This is a genomic window from Streptomyces sp. NPDC028907 (assembly GCF_055564995.1).
In genome coordinates this window covers 504,220-521,607 of sequence record NZ_JBVHVE010000002.1, presented here as the reverse complement: position 1 = coordinate 521,607, position 17,388 = coordinate 504,220, and the positions used below count along the sequence as shown (strand labels likewise).

Here is a 17,388-nt window from a genome sequence, read left to right as displayed (position 1 = left end):
CGACCCTGCAAACGTTCGAGGTTCACCCCAGAGCCCCCTCCTGGTGGTGGGGCCATGGCCCCAGCGCGGGTTCCACGACTTTCAGCACGCCCTGGAGGGTCGCGAACGACACCGCCGTCGTGCTCTCCAGGATGTAGGCACCGCGTATCCGTATCGGTCCGTGTAGAAGGCCTCACGTTCCTGCTGCGCGCCCGCCAGGCGGTACCTTCATCGTCAGCCGATGAGGAGAGTCAACGTGAGCAAGTTCGTGCGGCCCGCGGCCGAAGGCGCCGACCCCTTCGGTACGGCCCGTCTGCGGCGCGGAGTGGTGGGGGCCTGGGCCACCAGCCCGGCTCGTTTCCGGGAGGACGCCAACGCCGAGGAGGACCTCGTCCTCGGCGGGTACCGGGACCGGCTCGTGGTCGAGCTCGCTCAGAACGCCGCCGACGCCGCCGCCAGGGCAGGAGTGGCCGGACGCCTTCGGCTCACCCTCCGTGAGGGTGTTCTCGTCGCCGCCAACACCGGCGCGCCGCTGGACGCGGCCGGAGTCGAGTCGCTGTCCACGCTGCGCGCCTCCGCCAAGCGGGACACGGCCACCGTCGGCCGCTTCGGCGTCGGGTTCGCCGCCGTCCTCTCCGTCACCGACGAGCCCGCCGTCGTCGGCCGGCACGGCGGTGTGCGGTGGTCCCTGGCCGAGGCCCGGGACCTGGCCCAGGAGACCGCGCGGCACAGCCCGGGGCTGGGTGACGAGATCCGGCGCCGGGACGGACACGTGCCCGTGCTCCGGCTGCCCTTCGCCGCCGAGGGCACCGCCCCGGACCCGTACGACACCGCCGTCATCCTCCCGCTGCGCGACACCGCGGCCGCCGACCTCGCCGAGCGGCTGCTGCACACCGTCGACGACGCCCTGCTCCTCGCCCTGCCCGGGCTCGAAGAGGTCGTCATCGAGGTCGGCGACGACGAGCCGCGCACGCTGCGGCGCCGGACCGACGGGCCCTTCACGGTCGTGGAGGACTCCCGCGACGGCGTCGACGGCGTCACCCACTGGCGTACGGCCGCCGCCTCCGGCCCGCTCAGCCCCGAGCTTCTCGCCGACCGGCCGGTGGAGGAGCGGTTGCGGCCCCACTGGTCGCTCACCTGGGCCGTGCCCGTCGACGCCGCCGACAGCTCCCCGGCCCGCCCCCGCACCGCCCCCGTCGTCCACGCGCCCACCCCGAGTGACGAACCCCTCGGCGTGCCTGCCCTCCTCATCGCCTCCTTCCCTCTCGACACCACCCGCCGCCACGCCGCCCCCGGCCCGCTCACCGACTTCCTCGTGCAGCGCGCGGCGGACGCGTACGCCGACCTGCTCGCCGACTGGCGCCCGGTGAGCGAGGGCATCATCGGCCTCGTGCCCGGGCCGCTGGGGAAGGGGGAGCTGGACGGGGCCCTGCGGCAGGCGATCCTGGAGCGGCTGCCGCGCACCTCGTTCCTGCCGCCCGCGGTGGAGCCGCCCGAGCACGACTCCGAACTGCCCGAGTCGCTGCGGCCGCGCGACGCCGAGGTCGTCGAGGGCGCGGGCGCCGACACCGTGCGGGTGCTGGCCGAGGTGCTGCCGACGCTGCTGCCCGCCGGGCTCGAACGGCGCGTGGAGCTGCGGACGCTGGGCGTCGCCCGGGTCCCGCTCACCGACGCGGTCGACCGTCTCGCCGGGCTGGAGAAGGAGCCGGACTGGTGGCGGCGGCTCTACGACAGCCTCGCCGGGGTCGACCCGGACCGGCTGTCCGGGCTGCCGGTGCCGCTGGCCGACGGGCGGACCACCATCGGGCCCCGGCAGGTCCTGCTCCCCACCTCCGACGGCGCCCCCGTCGACCCGGAGATCCTCACCCGCCTCGGCCTCAAGGTCGCCCACCCGGACGCCGCGCACCCGCTCCTGGAGAAGCTGGGCGCCCTGCCGGCCACGCCCCGCGCGGTCCTCACCACGCCCCAGGTGCGGGCCGCCGTCGCCGCATCCCTCGATGACGACGGTGGGGTGAACTGGGAGGAGGACGCGCCGGACGCCGAGGAACTGGCCGACACCGTGCTCGCGCTGGTGCGGGACGCGGGCCTGGAGCCCGGTGACGAGCCGTGGCTCGGCGCGCTCGCGCTGCCCGACGAGGAGGGGGAGCTCGGGCCGGCCGGTGAGCTGGTCCTGCCCGGCAGCCCCTTCGCGCAGGTCATGCGGGAGGACGAACTCGCCACCGTCGACGCCGAACTGGCCGACAAGTGGGGCGAGCAGCCGCTCGCCGCCTGTGGTGTGCTGGCCAACTTCGCGCTCGTCCGGGCCACGGACGTCGTTCTCGACCCGGACGAACTGGAGCCTCGCGAAGGGGACTTCGCCGAGCCCGACGACGCCGGTCTGCTGGATGCCGTGGACGTGTGGTGCGAGGACATCCTCGACCGGTTCCCGGACACGCCCGTACCGCCCGTCGCCACCGAGCTCATCGCCGTACGCGATCTGGACCTGGTCGACGACGACAAGTGGCCGCAGGCCCTCGCCCTGCTCGCCCAGCCGCCCCTACGGGACGCGCTCACCCAGCAGGTGCGGATCCTGCTGCCCGACGGCACGCACGAGGTCGTACGGCCTTACACGGCCTGGTGGCTGCGCGGCAACCCGGTGCTGGACGGCCGCCGCCCGGCCGGTCTCCTCGCCTCCGGCGGCGACCCGCTCCTGCGCGGCCTGTACGACGAGGCCGACGCCACCGGCTTCGACGACGAGCAGGTGCTGCGGGCCCTCGGCGTGCGCACCTCCGTCGCCGCGCTGCTCGACGAGCCAGGCGGCGCCGCTGAGCTGCTGGACCGCCTCGCCGACCCCGACCGTCCCGTCACCGCCGCCCAACTGCACGCCCTGTACGGGTCCTTGGCCGACCTGGACCCCGAGCAGGTGACTCTGCCGGACGAGCTGCGGGCCGTCGTCGACGGGCGGGTCGAGGTCGTGGACGCGGCCGACGCGGTGGTCGTCGACTCGCCCGATCTGCTGCCCTTCACCGAGGGCGTGGCCCTGCTTCCGGTACGGCCTGCCCGGGCGGCCGAGCTGGCCGAGCTGTTCCAGGTACGGCGGCTGAGCGAGTCCGTCACCGGCGAGGTGACCAGCGAGGGCACCGAGCACGACGTACCGGAGCCGGTGCGGGTGCTGCTCGGGGCGCGGACCCCGCAGTCGTACGTCGAGCACGAGGAGCTCGTCGTCGACGGCGTGGAGATCGACTGGCGGCTGACCGACGACGGCGCCCTGCACGCCGCCACGCTGGAGGGTGTCGCGGCCGGGCTCGCCTGGGCGGCGGGGCAGTGGCCGCGGCGCTTCGAGGTGGCGGCACTGCTGGAGGATCCGTCGCGCACGGGGGAGCTGGCGCGGGACCGCTGGTTCGACTGACGGCAACGGACGGACCGGGCACACGTCACGAACTCCCCACGACAGATGGGGGGTTCGTGACGAAGCTCACGAAGATTCCGCACGCGCCGCACAACCGGCAACGCGCGGTGCCTATCTGATCACATGGACCAACAGGTCCCACGATCACCCGGGCCCCGATGTGACCAGCAGTGCAGGGAACGACGACCAGCGGGGCCCCTTTCCGTACCAGGGGAACGCATGCGCATCAGAGCCACCGTGGCCGCCGTCTCCGGCGCCCTGGCCCTCTCCGCCCTCGCCGTGCCGGCCGCCCAGGCCGACGACACCGCCGCCTCCTACCGCGCGGCCGTCGCGAAGGTCCGCCAGGCCGCGCTCGCCGCGTCCGACAGGGCCCCGGCCGCTGAGGGCAAGCCGTACGCCCTGAACGTCTCCTTCTCCAACTTCAAGATCGCCAAGGCGGTCAAGGTCGGCACGACCAACCACATCTCCACCACGGTGACGTACACGCTGACCCACGGCGCGAACGTCAAGATCACCGCCGCCGACTTCGTCACCGACCCCGTCATCTACCGGGGTTCCGCCACCAGGCCGGACAACATGCTCTACGGCAACAAGCCGGCCAAGTGCACCGCGACCTCGGCGACCACCGCCAAATGCAAGGGCACCATCGACGTCTACCCGGGCGCCCACGAGCTGATCAACACCGACGCCGGGACGTGGCGGGCCGCCGCAGAGGCCACCGCCTTCAACGGCCAGGACCCCGACGGCGAGACCTTCGACAACACCAAGGTCGGCTACAAGCGCCAGAGCGGTCTCGGCACCACGCTCATGCAGCGCTTCTCCAAGCTGACGGTCAACGCCTCCCCGGAGCCGGTGAAGAAGGGCAAGACCATCACCGTCACCGGCAAGCTCTCCCGCGCCAACTGGGACCGCGGCACGTACGACGGCTACTCCACCCAGCCGGTGAAGCTCCAGTTCCGCAAGAAGAACAGCAACACCTACACCACGGTCAAGACCATCAAGACCAACGCCACGGGCAACCTCAAGACCACGGTCAAGGCCACCCAGGACGGCTACTTCCGCTACACCTTCGCGGGCACGACGACGACCCCGGCGGCCACGGCCGCGGGCGACTTCGTCGACGTGAGGTAACTGCTGCCGTAACGGCTACGCCGGGAAGCGGCGGTCGACCCACTTCCACGTGAACTCCAGGGCGGCCGCCGCCACCCCCGCGATCCCCACCGCGATCCACGGCATCGTCACCCCGACGAGCCGCAGCGCGAAGAACTCCTGGAGCCACGGCACCACCAGCACCAGCAGGAACCCGAACCCCATCGCGGCCACCAGGGCGATCCGCCACCAGGTGTAGGGGCGGGCGATGATGGCCAGCACCCACATCGAGATCAGGAAGAGGGTCAGCGTGGCGACACTGGTCTCCGCGTCCAACGCGCCCTCGCCGGTGTAGTGGTGACGGGCGATCAGATACGTCACGAACGTCGCGACGGCCGCCACCAGCCCGCCCGGGATCGCGTACCGCATGACCCGCCGTACGAAGTGCGGTTTCGCGCGTTCCTTGTTGGGGGCGAGGGCCAGGAAGAAGGCCGGGACGCCGATGGTGAGGGTGGAGAGCAGGGTCAGATGGCGCGGCAGGAAGGGGTACTCCACCTGCCAGAACACCACCATCAGCGCCAGCAGGACCGAGTACACGGTCTTCACCAGGAACAGCGTCGCCACCCGCGTGATGTTCCCGATCACCCGCCGCCCCTCCGCGACCACCGACGGCAGCGTCGCGAAGCTGTTGTTGAGCAGCACGATCTGCGCGACCGCCCGGGTCGCCTCCGAGCCCGAGCCCATCGCCACGCCGATGTCGGCGTCCTTCAGCGCGAGGACGTCGTTCACGCCGTCCCCGGTCATGGCCACGGTGTGCCCGTGGGACTGGAGCGCGCCGACCATGTCCCGCTTCTGCTGCGGGGTGACCCGCCCGAACACCGTGCCGTCGTCGAGAGCCGTCGCCATCCCGTCCTGGTCCTGCGGGATCCGGCGCGCGTCGACCGTCGTCCCGGTCAGCCCGAGCTTGGTCGCGACCGCGCCCACGGACACGGCGTTGTCGCCGGAGATCACCTTGGCGCGGACGTTCTGTTCGGCGAAGTAGCGCAGGGTGTCGGCGGCGTCGGGGCGCAGCCGTTGCTCCAGTACGACGAGGGCGGCCGGCTTGGCGTCCTCCGCGACGTCGGGATCGTCGAGGTCGCGGCCGGCGCGGGCGAGCAGCAGGACGCGCAGACCTTGTTCGTTCAGCCGATCGGTTTCGGCCAGGGCAGGGTCGTCGGCGGGCAGGAGTACGTCGGGGGCGCCCAGCAGCCAGGTGCCGGCCTCGCCGTTGCCCTCGCTGAAGGTGGCGCCGCTGTACTTGCGGGCGGAGGAGAAGGGCAGGGACTCGGTGCAGCGCCAGTCCTCGGCGTCGGGGTAGGCGTCGATGATGGCCTGCAGGGAGGCGTTAGGGCGGGGGTCGGACTCGCCGAGGGCGCCGAGCACCTTGCGTACGTAGTCCTCGTCGCTGCCGCCCAGCGGCCGCAGCTCGGTGACGTCCATGCCGCCCTCGGTGAGCGTGCCGGTCTTGTCCAGGCAGACGGTGTCGACGCGGGCGAGCCCCTCGATGGCGGGGAGTTCCTGCACCAGGCACTGCTGGCGGCCGAGCCGGATGACGCCGATCGCGAAGGCGACGGAGGTGAGGAGCACGAGGCCCTCCGGGACCATGGGCACGATGCCGCCGACGGTCCGGGCGATCGAGTCGTCGAGCTCGTTGTCCTTGGCGACGAGCTGGGTGATGATCAGGCCCGTCGCGGCCGGGATCATCATCCACGTCACGTACTTGAGGATGGTGGAGATGCCGGAGCGCAGCTCGGAGTGGACGAGGGTGAAGCGGGAGGCCTCCTCGGCGAGCTGGGCGGCGTAGGCCTCGCGGCCGACCTTCGTGGCCTGGAAGGCACCGCCTCCGGCGACCACGAAACTGCCGGACAACACCTGGTCCCCGGGCCGTTTGACGACCGGATCGGCCTCCCCGGTGAGCAGCGACTCGTCGATCTCCAGCCCGTCGGCCTCGACGCACACCCCGTCCACGACGGCCTTGTCCCCGGGCCCGATCTCTATCAGGTCGTCCAGCACGATCTCGGACGTACTGACCTCGGCGGCGACCCCGTCCCGCCGCACCGTGGGCCGGGCCTCGCCGATCACCGCGAGCGAGTCGAGGGTCTTCTTCGCCCGCCACTCCTGGATGATCCCGATGCCGGTGTTGGCGAGGATCACGAACCCGAACAGGCTGTCCTGGATGGGCGCGACGAACAGCATGATCACCCAGAGCACGCCGATGATCGCGTTGAACCGGGTGAAGACGTTGGCGCGGACGATGTCCGCCATCGACCGGCTGCTGCGCACCGGTACGTCGTTGACCTCCCCCCGCGCGACCCGCTCGGCCACCTCGGCGGCGGTCAGCCCGCCCGTGGCCACCGGGGCGGTGGCGGGGCGTACGGGGTTGTCCACTTCGGTGCCCGCGTCGGCATGCGTCATGCATTCGACGGTACGTGCGGATTTACGGCTTCACCCGCCGAGTGCACGGAAGTTCCGACCGGGGGAGGACGGGTGTCGTACCGGGGTTGTACGGCGGGCTATTCGGCGGACGGTGCCGGTGACTGCTCCGTCTTCGCGCCCGTGTCCGCCCCCGCCTCCGGCTCTGCCGCCGTGCCCGCCGCCCTCTTGAGCGCGGCGTCGCGTCGGCGGACATACCAGATGCCGATGAGTCCCAGCCCGCCGCCGGCCAGGCAGGTCCACACCCACCAGGTGAGGTCGCGGTCGTCGAACCAGCCGTAGAAGGGGAGCTGGACGACGAAGAGGACGAACCACAGGATCGTGCCGCCGATGATGGTGGCGACCACGGGGCCCTCCAGGGGCTCCGGCGCCTCGTGCTTGGGGGTCCACTTCGCCATGGAGGACAGCTTACGAGGCGATCGGATCCACTTACGAGGCGACCGGATCCACGCGGATTCACACGGATCTACGCGCGGAGATCGCCGTTCTCGGCTTTATATGTTCATACTGAAACGGTTTATGCCTGACCACTTCTCTTCGTAGGAACAGCCAAAGCATGCCCGCATACGGCGCACTCGACCGCTACTTCAAGATCTCGGAGCGGGGCAGCACCCTGCCCCGGGAAATCCGCGGCGGTTTCGCCACCTTCTTCGCGATGGCCTACATCATCGTGCTGAACCCGATCATCCTCGGCAGCGCGAAGGACATGTACGGCCACCAGCTGGACAACGGACAGCTGGTGACGGCGACGGCCGTGACGGCGGCGTTCACCACGCTCCTCATGGGCGTCATCGGCAACGTACCGATCGCGCTCGCCGCCGGACTCGGCGTGAACTCGGTCGTCGCGCTCCAGCTGGCCCCCCGTATGTCCTGGCCGGACGCCATGGGCATGGTGGTCCTGGCCGGCTTCGTGGTCATGCTGCTCGTCGCCACCGGGCTGCGCGAGCGCGTCATGAACGCCGTGCCCTACAGCCTGCGCAAGGCCATCTCCATCGGTATCGGCCTGTTCATCATGCTGATCGGCCTCGTCGACTCCGGCTTCGTCTCCCGCATCCCGGACGTCGCCCAGACGACCGTGCCCCTCCAGCTAGGCGGCGACGGTCACCTCAACGGCTGGCCGGTCCTGGTCTTCGTCCTGGGCGCGCTGCTCACCCTCGCGCTCATCGTCCGCAAGGTCTCCGGCGCGATCCTGATCTCGATCGTCGCGATGACCGTGCTCGCGGTGATCATCGAGGCCGTCGCGAACGTGCCGTCCTGGGGCCTGACGACCCCGAAGTGGCCCGGCAACCCCGTCGCCAGCCCCGACTTCGGCCTGATCGGAGAGGTCAGCCTGTTCGGCGGCTTCGACAAGGTCGGCGCGCTGACCGGCACCCTCTTCGTCTTCACGGTCCTCCTCTCCTGCTTCTTCGACGCCATGGGCACGATCATGGGCGTCAGCGACGAGGCGAAGCTGACCGACGCCCAGGGGCAGATGCCGGGCATCAACAAGGTGCTGTTCGTGGACGGCCTCGCCGTCGCCACGGGCGGCGCCAGCTCCTCCTCGGCCACCACCGCCTTCGTGGAGTCCACGGCCGGCGTCGGCGAGGGAGCCCGTACGGGCTTCGCGAACGTGATCACCGGTGCCCTGTTCGGTGTGGCGCTGTTCCTGACGCCGGTCGCCACGATGGTCCCGTCCCAGGCGGCCACCCCCGCCCTGCTCGCGGTCGGCTTCCTGATCATGGCGAACTCCGTCAAGGAGATCGACTGGGCCGACTACACGGTCGCGATCCCGGCCTTCGTGACGATGGTGATGATGCCGTTCACCTACTCGATCACCAACGGCATCGGCATGGGCTTCATCACCTTCGCGGTGCTGCGCCTGGCAGCCGGGCGGGGGCGTGAGGTGCCGGTGGCGATGTACGTCGTGGCGGCGGTCTTCGCCTTCTACTACCTGATGCCGGCGCTGGGACTGACGTAGCGCCTGCACCGCCCGTGTGGCGGCTCATGTGAGGCCGTAGAACTTCTCGGTCTCCTCGACCGCGCACTGGAACCGCTCGTCGAAGTCATCGCGGATGAGCGTCCGGACGACATAGTCCTGGACGCTCATTCCTCTTCTCGCCGCATGCTCCTTGAGTCGTTCGAGCAGCTCGTGGTCTATCCGCAGGCTGAGCACGCTGGTCCCCATGGACACGAGGGTCGCGGCACTCTTCGGTGCGGTGTGTCACGTTCCGCTGCTGGATCACCCATATGAGTGATGCCGTGCTTCAGTGGCGAGCGTCACGGGCATCGTTGCGGGCCCTCGGCGTTTCCGGGTGGTCTTTAGCGAGAGTAATGAGTTACTCTAAAGAACATGTCGGACCTTACGCATGGCGACGACGTAGCCGCCGTGAACTCCCTGCGCTCCGCCGTGATGCGACTGTCGCGTCGGCTCAAGCACCAGCGGGTCGACGAGTCGCTGAGCCCCACCGAGATGTCGGTGCTGGGCACCCTCTCCCTCTGCGGCAAGGCCACCCCCGGTGAGCTCGCCCGCAAGGAGCACGTCCAGCCGCCGTCGATGACCCGCATCGTCGCCCTGCTGGAGTCCAAGGGACTGGTCCGGCTGGAGCCGCACCCCGAGGACCGGCGCCAGAAGGTCGTCACGAAGACGGAGCAGGCCGAGGCGATGCTCAAGGAGAGCCGCCGCAAGCGCAACGCCTTCCTGGCCACCCTGGTCGAGGGCCTGGACGAGGACGAGTGGGCGAAACTGCGCGCCGCCGCCCCCGTGCTGGAGAAGCTCGCACATCTGTAAGCAGCAGTCGGCAGCAAGGAGGCGAACCCCTTTGAGTACGGGACCCGGAACACCTTCCGCACCCGCACCGGACACCCACAACACCTCACCCGCCCTCAAGCCCCGTAAGTCCTCGATGTTCAGCTCGCTGAAGGTCAGGAACTACCGCCTCTTCTTCCTCGGCCAGGTCGTCTCCAACACCGGCACCTGGATGCAGCGCATCGCCCAGGACTGGCTGGTGCTCAGCCTCACCGGCTCCGCCACCGCCGTCGGCATCACGACGGCCCTGCAGTTCCTGCCGATGCTGCTCTTCGGTCTCTACGGCGGCGTCCTCGTCGACCGGCTGCCCAAGCGCCGCACACTGCTGTTCACCCAGTCCTCGATGGCCCTCGCCGGCATCGCCCTGGCCGTCCTCACCCTCACCGGTCATGTCGAGGTCTGGCATGTCTACCTGGCCGCCTTCGCGGTCGGCCTCGCCACGGTCGTCGACAACCCGGCCCGCCAGTCCTTCGTCAGCGAGATGGTCGGCCCGGACCAGCTCCAGAACGCGGTCAGCCTGAACTCCGCGAACTTCCAGTCGGCCCGGCTGATCGGCCCCGCCGTGGCCGGCCTGATGATCACCGGTGTCGGCACGGGCTGGGCGTTCCTCGCCAACGGCCTGTCCTTCGTCGCGCCCATCGCCGGTCTGCTGCTGATGCGGGCACGTGAGCTGTACGACGTTCAGCGGGCGCCGCGCGGCAAGGGCCAGCTGCGGGAGGGCCTGCGCTATGTCGCCGGGCGCCCCGAGCTGATCTGGACGATCGTCCTCGCCGGGTTCGTCAGCACCTTCGGCTTCAACTTCCCGGTCTACCTGTCCGCCTTCGCCGACGACGTCTTCCACGCGGGCGCCGGCTCCTACAGCCTCTTCAACACCCTGATGGCCGTCGGCTCGCTGGCGGGCGCGCTCCTCGCGGCCCGGCGCGGTACGGCCCGGATGCGGGTGCTGGTCGTGGGGGCGGTGGCCTTCGGCACGATGGAGATCGTGGCCGCGTTCGCCCCGTCCCTGTGGCTGTTCGCCCTGCTGATGGCGCCGATCGGCATGTTCGGCATGACGGTGAACGTCACCGCCAACAGCAGCATCCAGATGTCCACCGACCCCAGCATGCGGGGCCGGGTGATGGCCCTGTACATGATGGTCTTCATGGGCGGCGCCCCCCTGGGCGCCCCGATCGCCGGCTGGATCACGGACGCGTACGGCGTCCGGGCGGGGCTTGCGGTGGGCGGCGCGATCACGGCGACCGCCGCCGCCGTCATCGCCCTGGTGCTGGCCCGTGTGGGCGGACTGCGGTTGTCGGTGGGGTGGAATCAGGGGCGTCCGCGTGCTCGGTTCGTGCCGCGTGAGAAGGAGCAACTGGCGCCGGTGGCGTAGGAGGCGCCAAGGGGTCAGCCGACGGGGAACTCGTCGGTCTCGATGACGAGGCCGACGGGTGTGCCCGTCAGGTCGATGTCCTCCCCGAAGGAAAAGCTGACGTTGCTGTGGTACTTGCCGTCCTTCGGCAGGGTGTGGAGATGCCACTCGCCGGTGTGCGGGTCCACGATCAGGTACGCCGGTACCTCAGCCGCGGCGTAGGCGTCCTTCTTCGGGCCGTGGTCGTTGGCCGCCGTGTCCTTGGAGATGACCTCGGCCACGAATTCGACGTCCTGATAACGCCAGCGGCCCCTGCTGTTCTTCACCGACCGCTCGGCCATGGCCGCCAGGTCGCAGGCGAAGCCGTTCAGATGGCCGGGAAAATCGATCCGCACGTCCGATGCCAAGCGCTTTTGCGAGTACTTGGCGTCCAACTGCTTAGCGATGCAGAAGATGATCTCCCAGTGGTTCTGCCGCTGCGGTGACATGAAGATGTTTCCCCCGACGATCTCGACCTTCGTTCCCTCGGGGATGGGCATCTTCTCAAGCCACTCGAACAGGACGTCCAGAGTCAGCTCGACGCATTCCTCGGCCATCTCGATCCTGTCGTCAAGGACGGTCATCGTGGCGCTCCTCCCCGGCTGCCGCTCGGTCACGGACAGCCGCGCGGTACAACGATACGCACGGTGACCGGGACACGTGTGGCCATGGTCACGCCGCGGCCTGAAGGAGCTAGACCCTCCGGGCCAGCACCTGCCCCGGCCAGTCGTCCCTGCCCGTGTACGTCTCGGTGCGGACGAAGCCGTTGTTCTCGTAGTAGCGGACCAGCTTGCCGTCGGCGCCCGCGTAGCAGTCCACGCGAAGCAGGGAGACGCCCGCCCGTCGGGTCTCCTCGGCGGCGTGGGTGAGCAGGGCGCTGCCCGCGCCGTGGCCCTTGAAGCGGCGGTCGGAGGCGAGCCAGTGGATGTAGCGCTCGGGCTCGCCTGGCGGGGGGAGGTGGGCGAGGTGGGCGCCGGGGGCGTCGGTGAGGGTGAGGGTGGCCGCCGGGACGCCGCCGATCTCCGCGATGAAGACGCTGCCCTCGTTCATGTGCCGGGTCACCGACTCCACCGTCCCGGGGTTCTCCGACAGCGGCTTCGTCCCCCACTGCCCCGTGCGCCCCTGCCCGACCAGCCACTCCACGCAGCTGTCGAGCATGCCGAGTATCGCGGGGATGTCGTCGCGTCCGCCGTCCCTGATGGTGATCTCCATCCCGTCATGGTGCCAGGCTGGACGCATGAGACTCTTCGCCGCCGTGCTGCCGCCCGAGGACGTGACCAGTGAACTGGCCGCCGAGGTGGCCGAGTTGAAGAACCTGCCCGGTGCGGACGGGCTGCGCTGGACCGGCCGGCCCGGGTGGCACTTCACGCTCGCCTTCTTCGGCGAGGTCGACGACGACCTCGTACCGCATCTGTCGGCCCGCCTGGAGCGGGCCGCCCATCGAACCGCCCCCTTCCCGCTGGCCCTGCGCGGAGGCGGCCAGTTCGGGCACGGCAGGGCGCTGTGGACCGGGGCGGAGGGGGACCTGGCGACGCTGCGGCTGCTGGCGGACCGGAGTGAGGCGGCGGCGCGGAAGGCCGGGGTGGACATGGGGGAGCACCGGCGGTACAAGGCCCACCTCACCGTGGCGCGGAGCCGGTCGGCGGTGGACGTACGGCCGTATGTCGAGGCTCTCGGGGAGTTCACCAGCCGGACCTGGACCGTGGGCGAGCTGACGCTGGTGCGCAGCAATCTGCCGAAGTCCGGGGTGGCGGGCGAGCAGCCCCGCTACGAGGCGGTCGCCCGCTGGCCGCTGGAAGGCGCCGGTTAGGCTCGGTCCCGTGGACCCGAAAACCCGGAACCGGATCATGGCCGGTGCGCTTGTGCTGATGTTCGTCCTGGTCGCGGTGGCGGCGGCGTTCGGACAGTAGGCCCGTCCGGCCTCGCCGGCCCCTGCCCTGACCCACCCCGGTTCAGGCGAGCTCGATCAGCCCCAGCCGGACGGCCTCGCTGACCGTCGCCGCCCGGTTCTCCGTGCCGAGCTTGCGGTAGATCCGTACGAGGTGGGTCTTGACCGTCGCCTCGGCCAGGAACAGCGCGCCCGCGATGGCCCGGTTGCTGTGCCCCTCGGCGAGCAGCCGTACGACCTCGATCTCCCGTTCGCTGAGCACCGGCCCGGGGCGCTCGACCGCGTGTCCGACGACCCCGGCGGCGGCCTCCGGCGCCAGGGCCATGCCCCCGGCCGCCGCGGCGCGCACCGCGCGGAACAGTTCCTCGGGAGGGCCCGCCTTGAGGACGTAGCCGCGGGCACCGGCCTCGACGGCCCGCAGGACGTCGGCGGTGCGGCCGTAGCTGGTGAGCATGACGACCCGTACGCCGGTGGTGCCCGCCAGGATCCGGCGGGTGGCCACGATGCCGTCGACTCCGTCGGGGGATCGGCCCGAGTCGGTGAGCCGGAGGTCCATGAGGACGACGTCGGGGCGCAGCCGCGCCGCCAGGTCGACGGCGTCGGTGCCGTCGCCGGTCTCACCGACGACATCGAAACCGGGCTCGCCTTCGAGTAGGGCGCGCAGACCGGCCCGTACGACGGTGTGGTCGTCCACGATCACGATCCGCAGCGGCGCGGCGCCGGTGTCGCTCACCGGGCGCCGACCAGTACGCGGTCCGCGGTCGGCAGGGCCGCCCGGACGCGGGTGCCGTGGCCGGGCGCGGACTCGATGGTGAGCGTGCCGCCGAGGGCTTCCAGCCGGTCGCGTACCCCGGCGAGCCCGAAGCCGCGGCCCGGGCACGTCGACGGGACGGCGGACCGGACAACGGCCGGGTCGAAGCCCACTCCGTCGTCGCGGACCTCGACGGCCGCCGTCGCCTCGCCGCCGTGCAGGAGCGTGACCTGTACGTGTGTGGCACGCGCGTGTTCGCGGGCGTTGGCGAGGAGGCACTGTGTGACCCGCAGCAGGGCCACCGCCTGTTCCAGGGGAGGGGCGACGGCCGGGTTCTCGGCGCTGAAGGAGATCCTGGGCGCCCCGGCGGCGGAACCGGCACGGGCGGTCAGCTCGTGCAGGGCCGCCTCCAGGCCGTCCCGGGCGAGGACGGGCGGGGTGAGGTCGTCGATGATGCCGCGGGTCTGGGCGAGATGCTCGCCGAGTGCGTCGGTGACCGCCCGCATCTGCCGCCGGGCCGCGTCCGGGCGGCGGTCCCAGTCCCGCTCGGCCGCCTGGAGGAGCATGCGGCTGCCCGCGAGTTCCTGGGCGAGCGTGTCGTGCAGGTCCCGTGCGATGCGGGCCCGTTCGGCGAGCCGCCCGGCCTCCCGCTGCCGGCGCGCCAACTCGCCCCGGGTCTCAGCCAGTTCGCGGGTCAGCCGCTGCTGGGTGCGGTAGAGGACGGCCGTTGCCAGAACGGCGGCGACCGGCGGCGCCAGCACATCGGGGTCGGGCCCGCCGCCGACCCGGACGAGCACCGCCACCAGCAGCGCCGTGACGACGCCGAGCGCCGCGCCCCGCACCGCGCGGGTGGGCATCCGCAGGGCCAGCACGGCGAACGGGACGGCCAGCCAGGCGTACCCGAAGGCGAGCGGGGCCGGGACGGCCCAGGCGATCCAGGTCCACAGCAGCAGAAGCAGACCGAGCCACACCGGCCGGCCGCGGCTGCCCAGCCGCTCCCACCGGGCCAGTCCGGCGGCGTACAGCAGGGCCAGCGCGGCGGTGGGCGGCGCGACGGACCAGCACAGTTCGTCGTTCAGCTGGACGAGCCGTACGAGGGTGCCGGCGACGGCGACGAGGAACACCAGGTGCGGGAGGTGCTCCGCCGGCATACGGGGCCGGCGTACGGTGCGAAGGGTGGCGGGCACGACGGTGGCTCCCTGGACGGGCCGACGGGGATTCGGCAATGCCGTCAGGAGTGTAAAGCGATGCCCGTGTGACTGGGGTAAAGCGCTTTCCGTGTGACCGGGCCCAGTGGTGTTACCGCCCCGGGTGCAGTCCGAGCCACCCCGGCGACGGGTCGCCCTTCACCTCGCCGAAGTACAGCGCGAAGGTCTGCTTCAGCCGCTCGATCGCGGCCCGGTCCTCCATGAAGCGCGGGAAGCCGTCGACATGGGCGTTCGGGAGCTTCCACACCGGCTTGAGGCCGGCGGCCGGGGTGACGTCGGTGCGCACCGACCAGCCGTTGAAGCTGGTCTTCTGGCTCTCCTCGGACAGCATCCAGCTCAGGTACAGCTTGGCCGCCGCCGGGTGGGCCGCCTGCTTCAGGATCGCGGCCCGCTGGCCCCACGCCATGAACGGGTGGTCCCCCTCCGGCACGACCCACTTGATCGGGTCCGACGTGGCGACCGGGCTGCCCGCGGTGCCGACCCCGATGGTCTTCGTGCCGCCGCCCACCGCCTCGTCCGGCGTGTGCGTGCCCCGGGCGAACCGCGGCTGCTGCGCGGCGAACTTCGCGACCCAGTCCCAGCCGTACTTCTGCTGGTAGAGGTGGTACAGGTAGAGCACCGCGTCGTCGTCGTGCGGGTAGGCGGAGGCGATGGCGCCCTTCCAGCGCGGGTCGACCAGGTCCAGCGGGGTCCTGGGGGCGTCGGCGCCGGCCGCCCGGACGTCGTACAGGAAGCTGAAGCCGATGACCATCAGCGCCGTCCACGTGCCGTCGGGGTCCTTGAACCCCTTGTGGACCTTGGAGAACCCGGCGGGCTTGTAGGGCAGGAGCCTGCCCTCGCGCTTCCAGCGGGTGAAGTCCTGGAGCGTCTGGAGCTGTACGACGTCGGGGACCAGGGTGTCGGTCGCGAGCTGGTTGTCGACCCGGACGTCGTGGTACTTGCTGTAGTCCACCACGGCGGTCAGCTCGACCTTCGGGAAGCGGGCGGCCCACGCGGCCCGGGTCCCCGCCGCCTGGCCGTCGACGTCCCCGCCCTGGTAGAGGACCAGCTTGCCGCCCTCGGCGACGGCGGCCGCGTACAGCTCGTCGAGCGAGCGGGTCTCCTCGCGGACGCGGCGACCCGACGAGGGGCTGTTGGCGGAGTGGCCGTTCGCGGAAAGGGTGTCCGCGTTGGCCGGCGCTCCGGTCGCCGAGACCGCGGCGGCACCGCCGAGCGCGACACCGGCCCCCGTGGCGAGCAGCCGGCGCCTGCTGAAGTCCCTGGACATGGGGGGTCCTCCAAACCTGTGCGCCGCCACGTCCGTTACGCGGCGGCGCGGCAAGTCTGCCGACGGGAGACGTCACTCCGCGTCGTCCACCCGCTGTCTTCCTGTTCAACCGTTCGATGGAACGGTGTCCTGGGCAGCGGACGTCACCAGGCGAAGGCCTCCGGGGACGGTCCCGGGCCCGGGAAGATCTCGTCCAGCCCCGTCAGCAGCTCCTCGCCGAGCTCCAACTCGACGGCCCGCAGGGCGGATTCGAGCTGCTCCGCCGTGCGCGGGCCGACGATCGGGCCGGTCACGCCGGGACGGGTGAGCAGCCAGGCCAGGGCGGCTTCGCCGGGCTCCAGGCCGTGCTTGTCCAGCAGGTCCTCGTACGCCTGGATCTTCCCGCGTACGGCAGGGTCGGCCAGGGTGTCGGCGGCCCGCCCCGAGCTGCGCCGGCCGCCCTCGACCTCCTTCTTCAGCACGCCGCCCAGCAGACCGCCGTGCAGCGGCGACCACGGGATGACGCCGAGGCCGTACTCCTGCGCGGCCGGGATGACCTCCATCTCGGCGCGGCGCTCGTAGAGGTTGTAGAGGCACTGCTCGCTGACCAGGCCGATGGTTCCGCCGCGGCGGGCGGCGATCTCGTTGGCCTGGGCGATCTTGTAGCCCGGGAAGTTGGAGGACCCGACGTAGAGGATCTTCCCCTGCTGGACCAGCACGTCGATGGCCTGCCAGATCTCCTCGAACGGAGTGGCGCGGTCGATGTGGTGGAACTGGTAGACGTCGATGTAATCGGTCCGGAGCCGCTTGAGCGAGGCGTCGACGGCCCGCCGGATGTTCACGGCCGACAGCTTGTCGTGGTTGGGCCACGCCTCGCCGTCGGCGCCCATGTTGCCGTAGACCTTGGTGGCGAGGACGACCTTGTCGCGGCGCTCGCCGCCCTTCGCGAACCAGTTGCCGATGATGCTTTCGGTACGGCCCTTGTTCTCGCCCCAGCCGTAGACGTTCGCGGTGTCGAAGAGGTTGACGCCCGCGTTCAGCGCCGCGTCCATGATGGCGTGGCTGTCCGCCTCGTCTGTCTGCGGACCGAAGTTCATGGTGCCGAGCACCAGTCGGCTGACCTTGAGTCCCGTGCGTCCGAGCTGCGTGTACTTCATGGTCCGCACGCTAGTCGCGTGGAGTGCGCTCTAGGCAA

Annotated in this window: 15 protein-coding genes; 6 read left to right on the top strand and 9 right to left on the bottom strand. The window is 71.0% G+C overall.

The features are described from left to right. The first annotated feature begins 235 nt into the window (after positions 1-235). Together ACZ4UU_RS06735 and ACZ4UU_RS06730 are read left to right on the top strand one after the other, a co-directional pair. Positions 236-3,367: a sacsin N-terminal ATP-binding-like domain-containing protein gene (locus ACZ4UU_RS06735; RefSeq protein WP_468037113.1), complete on the top strand. Its 3,132-nt coding sequence runs from the start codon at positions 236-238 to the stop codon at positions 3,365-3,367. 219 nt (positions 3,368-3,586) lie between these two features. Beyond that, on the top strand, positions 3,587-4,498 hold the full coding sequence (locus ACZ4UU_RS06730) for a hypothetical protein (protein ID WP_468037111.1): 912 nt from the start codon (positions 3,587-3,589) through the stop codon (positions 4,496-4,498). A gap of 15 nt (positions 4,499-4,513) precedes the next feature. Here the strand turns inward: ACZ4UU_RS06730 and ACZ4UU_RS06725 are convergent, their stop codons facing one another. Next, positions 4,514-6,910 (bottom strand): HAD-IC family P-type ATPase, encoded by a 2,397-nt coding sequence (locus ACZ4UU_RS06725; protein ID WP_468037110.1) that lies wholly within the window; start codon positions 6,908-6,910, stop codon positions 4,514-4,516. Positions 6,911-7,008: 98 nt separating this feature from the next. Beyond that, positions 7,009-7,326, bottom strand: coding sequence for a DUF2530 domain-containing protein (locus tag ACZ4UU_RS06720; protein WP_468037108.1), 318 nt, complete (start codon positions 7,324-7,326; stop codon positions 7,009-7,011). 158 nt (positions 7,327-7,484) lie between these two features. Between ACZ4UU_RS06720 and ACZ4UU_RS06715 the strand changes: the two genes are divergently transcribed. After that, positions 7,485-8,885, top strand: coding sequence for an NCS2 family permease (locus ACZ4UU_RS06715; protein ID WP_468037106.1), 1,401 nt, complete (start codon positions 7,485-7,487; stop codon positions 8,883-8,885). A gap of 24 nt (positions 8,886-8,909) precedes the next feature. Here ACZ4UU_RS06715 and ACZ4UU_RS06710 read toward each other — a convergent pair whose 3' ends face one another. After that, the gene (locus ACZ4UU_RS06710; RefSeq protein WP_468037104.1) at positions 8,910-9,092 is read right to left on the bottom strand and encodes a ribbon-helix-helix protein, CopG family; all 183 of its coding nucleotides are present in this window, start codon (positions 9,090-9,092) and stop codon (positions 8,910-8,912) included. Positions 9,093-9,257: 165 nt separating this feature from the next. Here ACZ4UU_RS06710 and ACZ4UU_RS06705 point away from each other — a divergent pair, with 165 nt between their 5' ends. Both ACZ4UU_RS06705 and ACZ4UU_RS06700 read left to right on the top strand, forming a co-directional pair. Then, on the top strand, positions 9,258-9,695 hold the full coding sequence (locus ACZ4UU_RS06705; RefSeq protein ID WP_468037102.1) for a MarR family winged helix-turn-helix transcriptional regulator: 438 nt from the start codon (positions 9,258-9,260) through the stop codon (positions 9,693-9,695). A 31-nt stretch (positions 9,696-9,726) separates the two neighbouring features. Beyond that, positions 9,727-11,082 (top strand): MFS transporter, encoded by a 1,356-nt coding sequence (locus tag ACZ4UU_RS06700; RefSeq protein ID WP_468037100.1) that lies wholly within the window; start codon positions 9,727-9,729, stop codon positions 11,080-11,082. Positions 11,083-11,096: 14 nt separating this feature from the next. Here the strand turns inward: ACZ4UU_RS06700 and ACZ4UU_RS06695 are convergent, their stop codons facing one another. Beyond that, positions 11,097-11,684 (bottom strand): Uma2 family endonuclease, encoded by a 588-nt coding sequence (locus tag ACZ4UU_RS06695; RefSeq protein ID WP_468037099.1) that lies wholly within the window; start codon positions 11,682-11,684, stop codon positions 11,097-11,099. A 109-nt stretch (positions 11,685-11,793) separates the two neighbouring features. After that, positions 11,794-12,312 (bottom strand): GNAT family N-acetyltransferase, encoded by a 519-nt coding sequence (locus tag ACZ4UU_RS06690; protein WP_468037097.1) that lies wholly within the window; start codon positions 12,310-12,312, stop codon positions 11,794-11,796. A 25-nt stretch (positions 12,313-12,337) separates the two neighbouring features. Here ACZ4UU_RS06690 and thpR point away from each other — a divergent pair, with 25 nt between their 5' ends. Next, positions 12,338-12,910 (top strand): RNA 2',3'-cyclic phosphodiesterase, encoded by a 573-nt coding sequence (gene thpR / locus ACZ4UU_RS06685; RefSeq protein WP_468037095.1) that lies wholly within the window; start codon positions 12,338-12,340, stop codon positions 12,908-12,910. Positions 12,911-13,052: 142 nt separating this feature from the next. Here thpR and ACZ4UU_RS06680 read toward each other — a convergent pair whose 3' ends face one another. The 4 genes from ACZ4UU_RS06680 to ACZ4UU_RS06665 form a co-directional block, all read right to left on the bottom strand. Further along, the gene (locus tag ACZ4UU_RS06680) at positions 13,053-13,721 is read right to left on the bottom strand and encodes a response regulator transcription factor (protein ID WP_468037093.1); all 669 of its coding nucleotides are present in this window, start codon (positions 13,719-13,721) and stop codon (positions 13,053-13,055) included. Further along, positions 13,718-14,926, bottom strand: coding sequence for a sensor histidine kinase (locus ACZ4UU_RS06675; RefSeq protein ID WP_468037091.1), 1,209 nt, complete (start codon positions 14,924-14,926; stop codon positions 13,718-13,720). The genes ACZ4UU_RS06680 and ACZ4UU_RS06675 overlap by 4 nt, the downstream gene beginning before the upstream one ends. A gap of 112 nt (positions 14,927-15,038) precedes the next feature. Next, a complete protein-coding gene (locus tag ACZ4UU_RS06670) occupies positions 15,039-16,214 on the bottom strand; it encodes an ABC transporter substrate-binding protein (RefSeq protein ID WP_468037089.1) in 1,176 nt (391 codons plus the stop codon). A gap of 143 nt (positions 16,215-16,357) precedes the next feature. Then, a complete protein-coding gene (locus ACZ4UU_RS06665; RefSeq protein WP_468037088.1) occupies positions 16,358-17,350 on the bottom strand; it encodes an aldo/keto reductase in 993 nt (330 codons plus the stop codon). Positions 17,351-17,388 lie beyond the last annotated feature (38 nt).

Coding starts and splice junctions, on each gene's coding strand:
- ACZ4UU_RS06730 (WP_468037111.1), top strand. CDS start 3,587: ATGCGCATCAGAGCCACCGTGGCCGCCGTCTCCGGCGCCCTGGCCCTC.
- ACZ4UU_RS06725 (WP_468037110.1), bottom strand. CDS start 6,910: ATGACGCATGCCGACGCGGGCACCGAAGTGGACAACCCCGTACGCCCC.
- ACZ4UU_RS06720 (WP_468037108.1), bottom strand. CDS start 7,326: ATGGCGAAGTGGACCCCCAAGCACGAGGCGCCGGAGCCCCTGGAGGGC.
- ACZ4UU_RS06715 (WP_468037106.1), top strand. CDS start 7,485: ATGCCCGCATACGGCGCACTCGACCGCTACTTCAAGATCTCGGAGCGG.
- ACZ4UU_RS06710 (WP_468037104.1), bottom strand. CDS start 9,092: ATGGGGACCAGCGTGCTCAGCCTGCGGATAGACCACGAGCTGCTCGAA.
- ACZ4UU_RS06705 (WP_468037102.1), top strand. CDS start 9,258: ATGTCGGACCTTACGCATGGCGACGACGTAGCCGCCGTGAACTCCCTG.
- ACZ4UU_RS06695 (WP_468037099.1), bottom strand. CDS start 11,684: ATGACCGTCCTTGACGACAGGATCGAGATGGCCGAGGAATGCGTCGAG.
- ACZ4UU_RS06690 (WP_468037097.1), bottom strand. CDS start 12,312: ATGGAGATCACCATCAGGGACGGCGGACGCGACGACATCCCCGCGATA.
- thpR (WP_468037095.1), top strand. CDS start 12,338: ATGAGACTCTTCGCCGCCGTGCTGCCGCCCGAGGACGTGACCAGTGAA.
- ACZ4UU_RS06670 (WP_468037089.1), bottom strand. CDS start 16,214: ATGTCCAGGGACTTCAGCAGGCGCCGGCTGCTCGCCACGGGGGCCGGT.
- ACZ4UU_RS06665 (WP_468037088.1), bottom strand. CDS start 17,350: ATGAAGTACACGCAGCTCGGACGCACGGGACTCAAGGTCAGCCGACTG.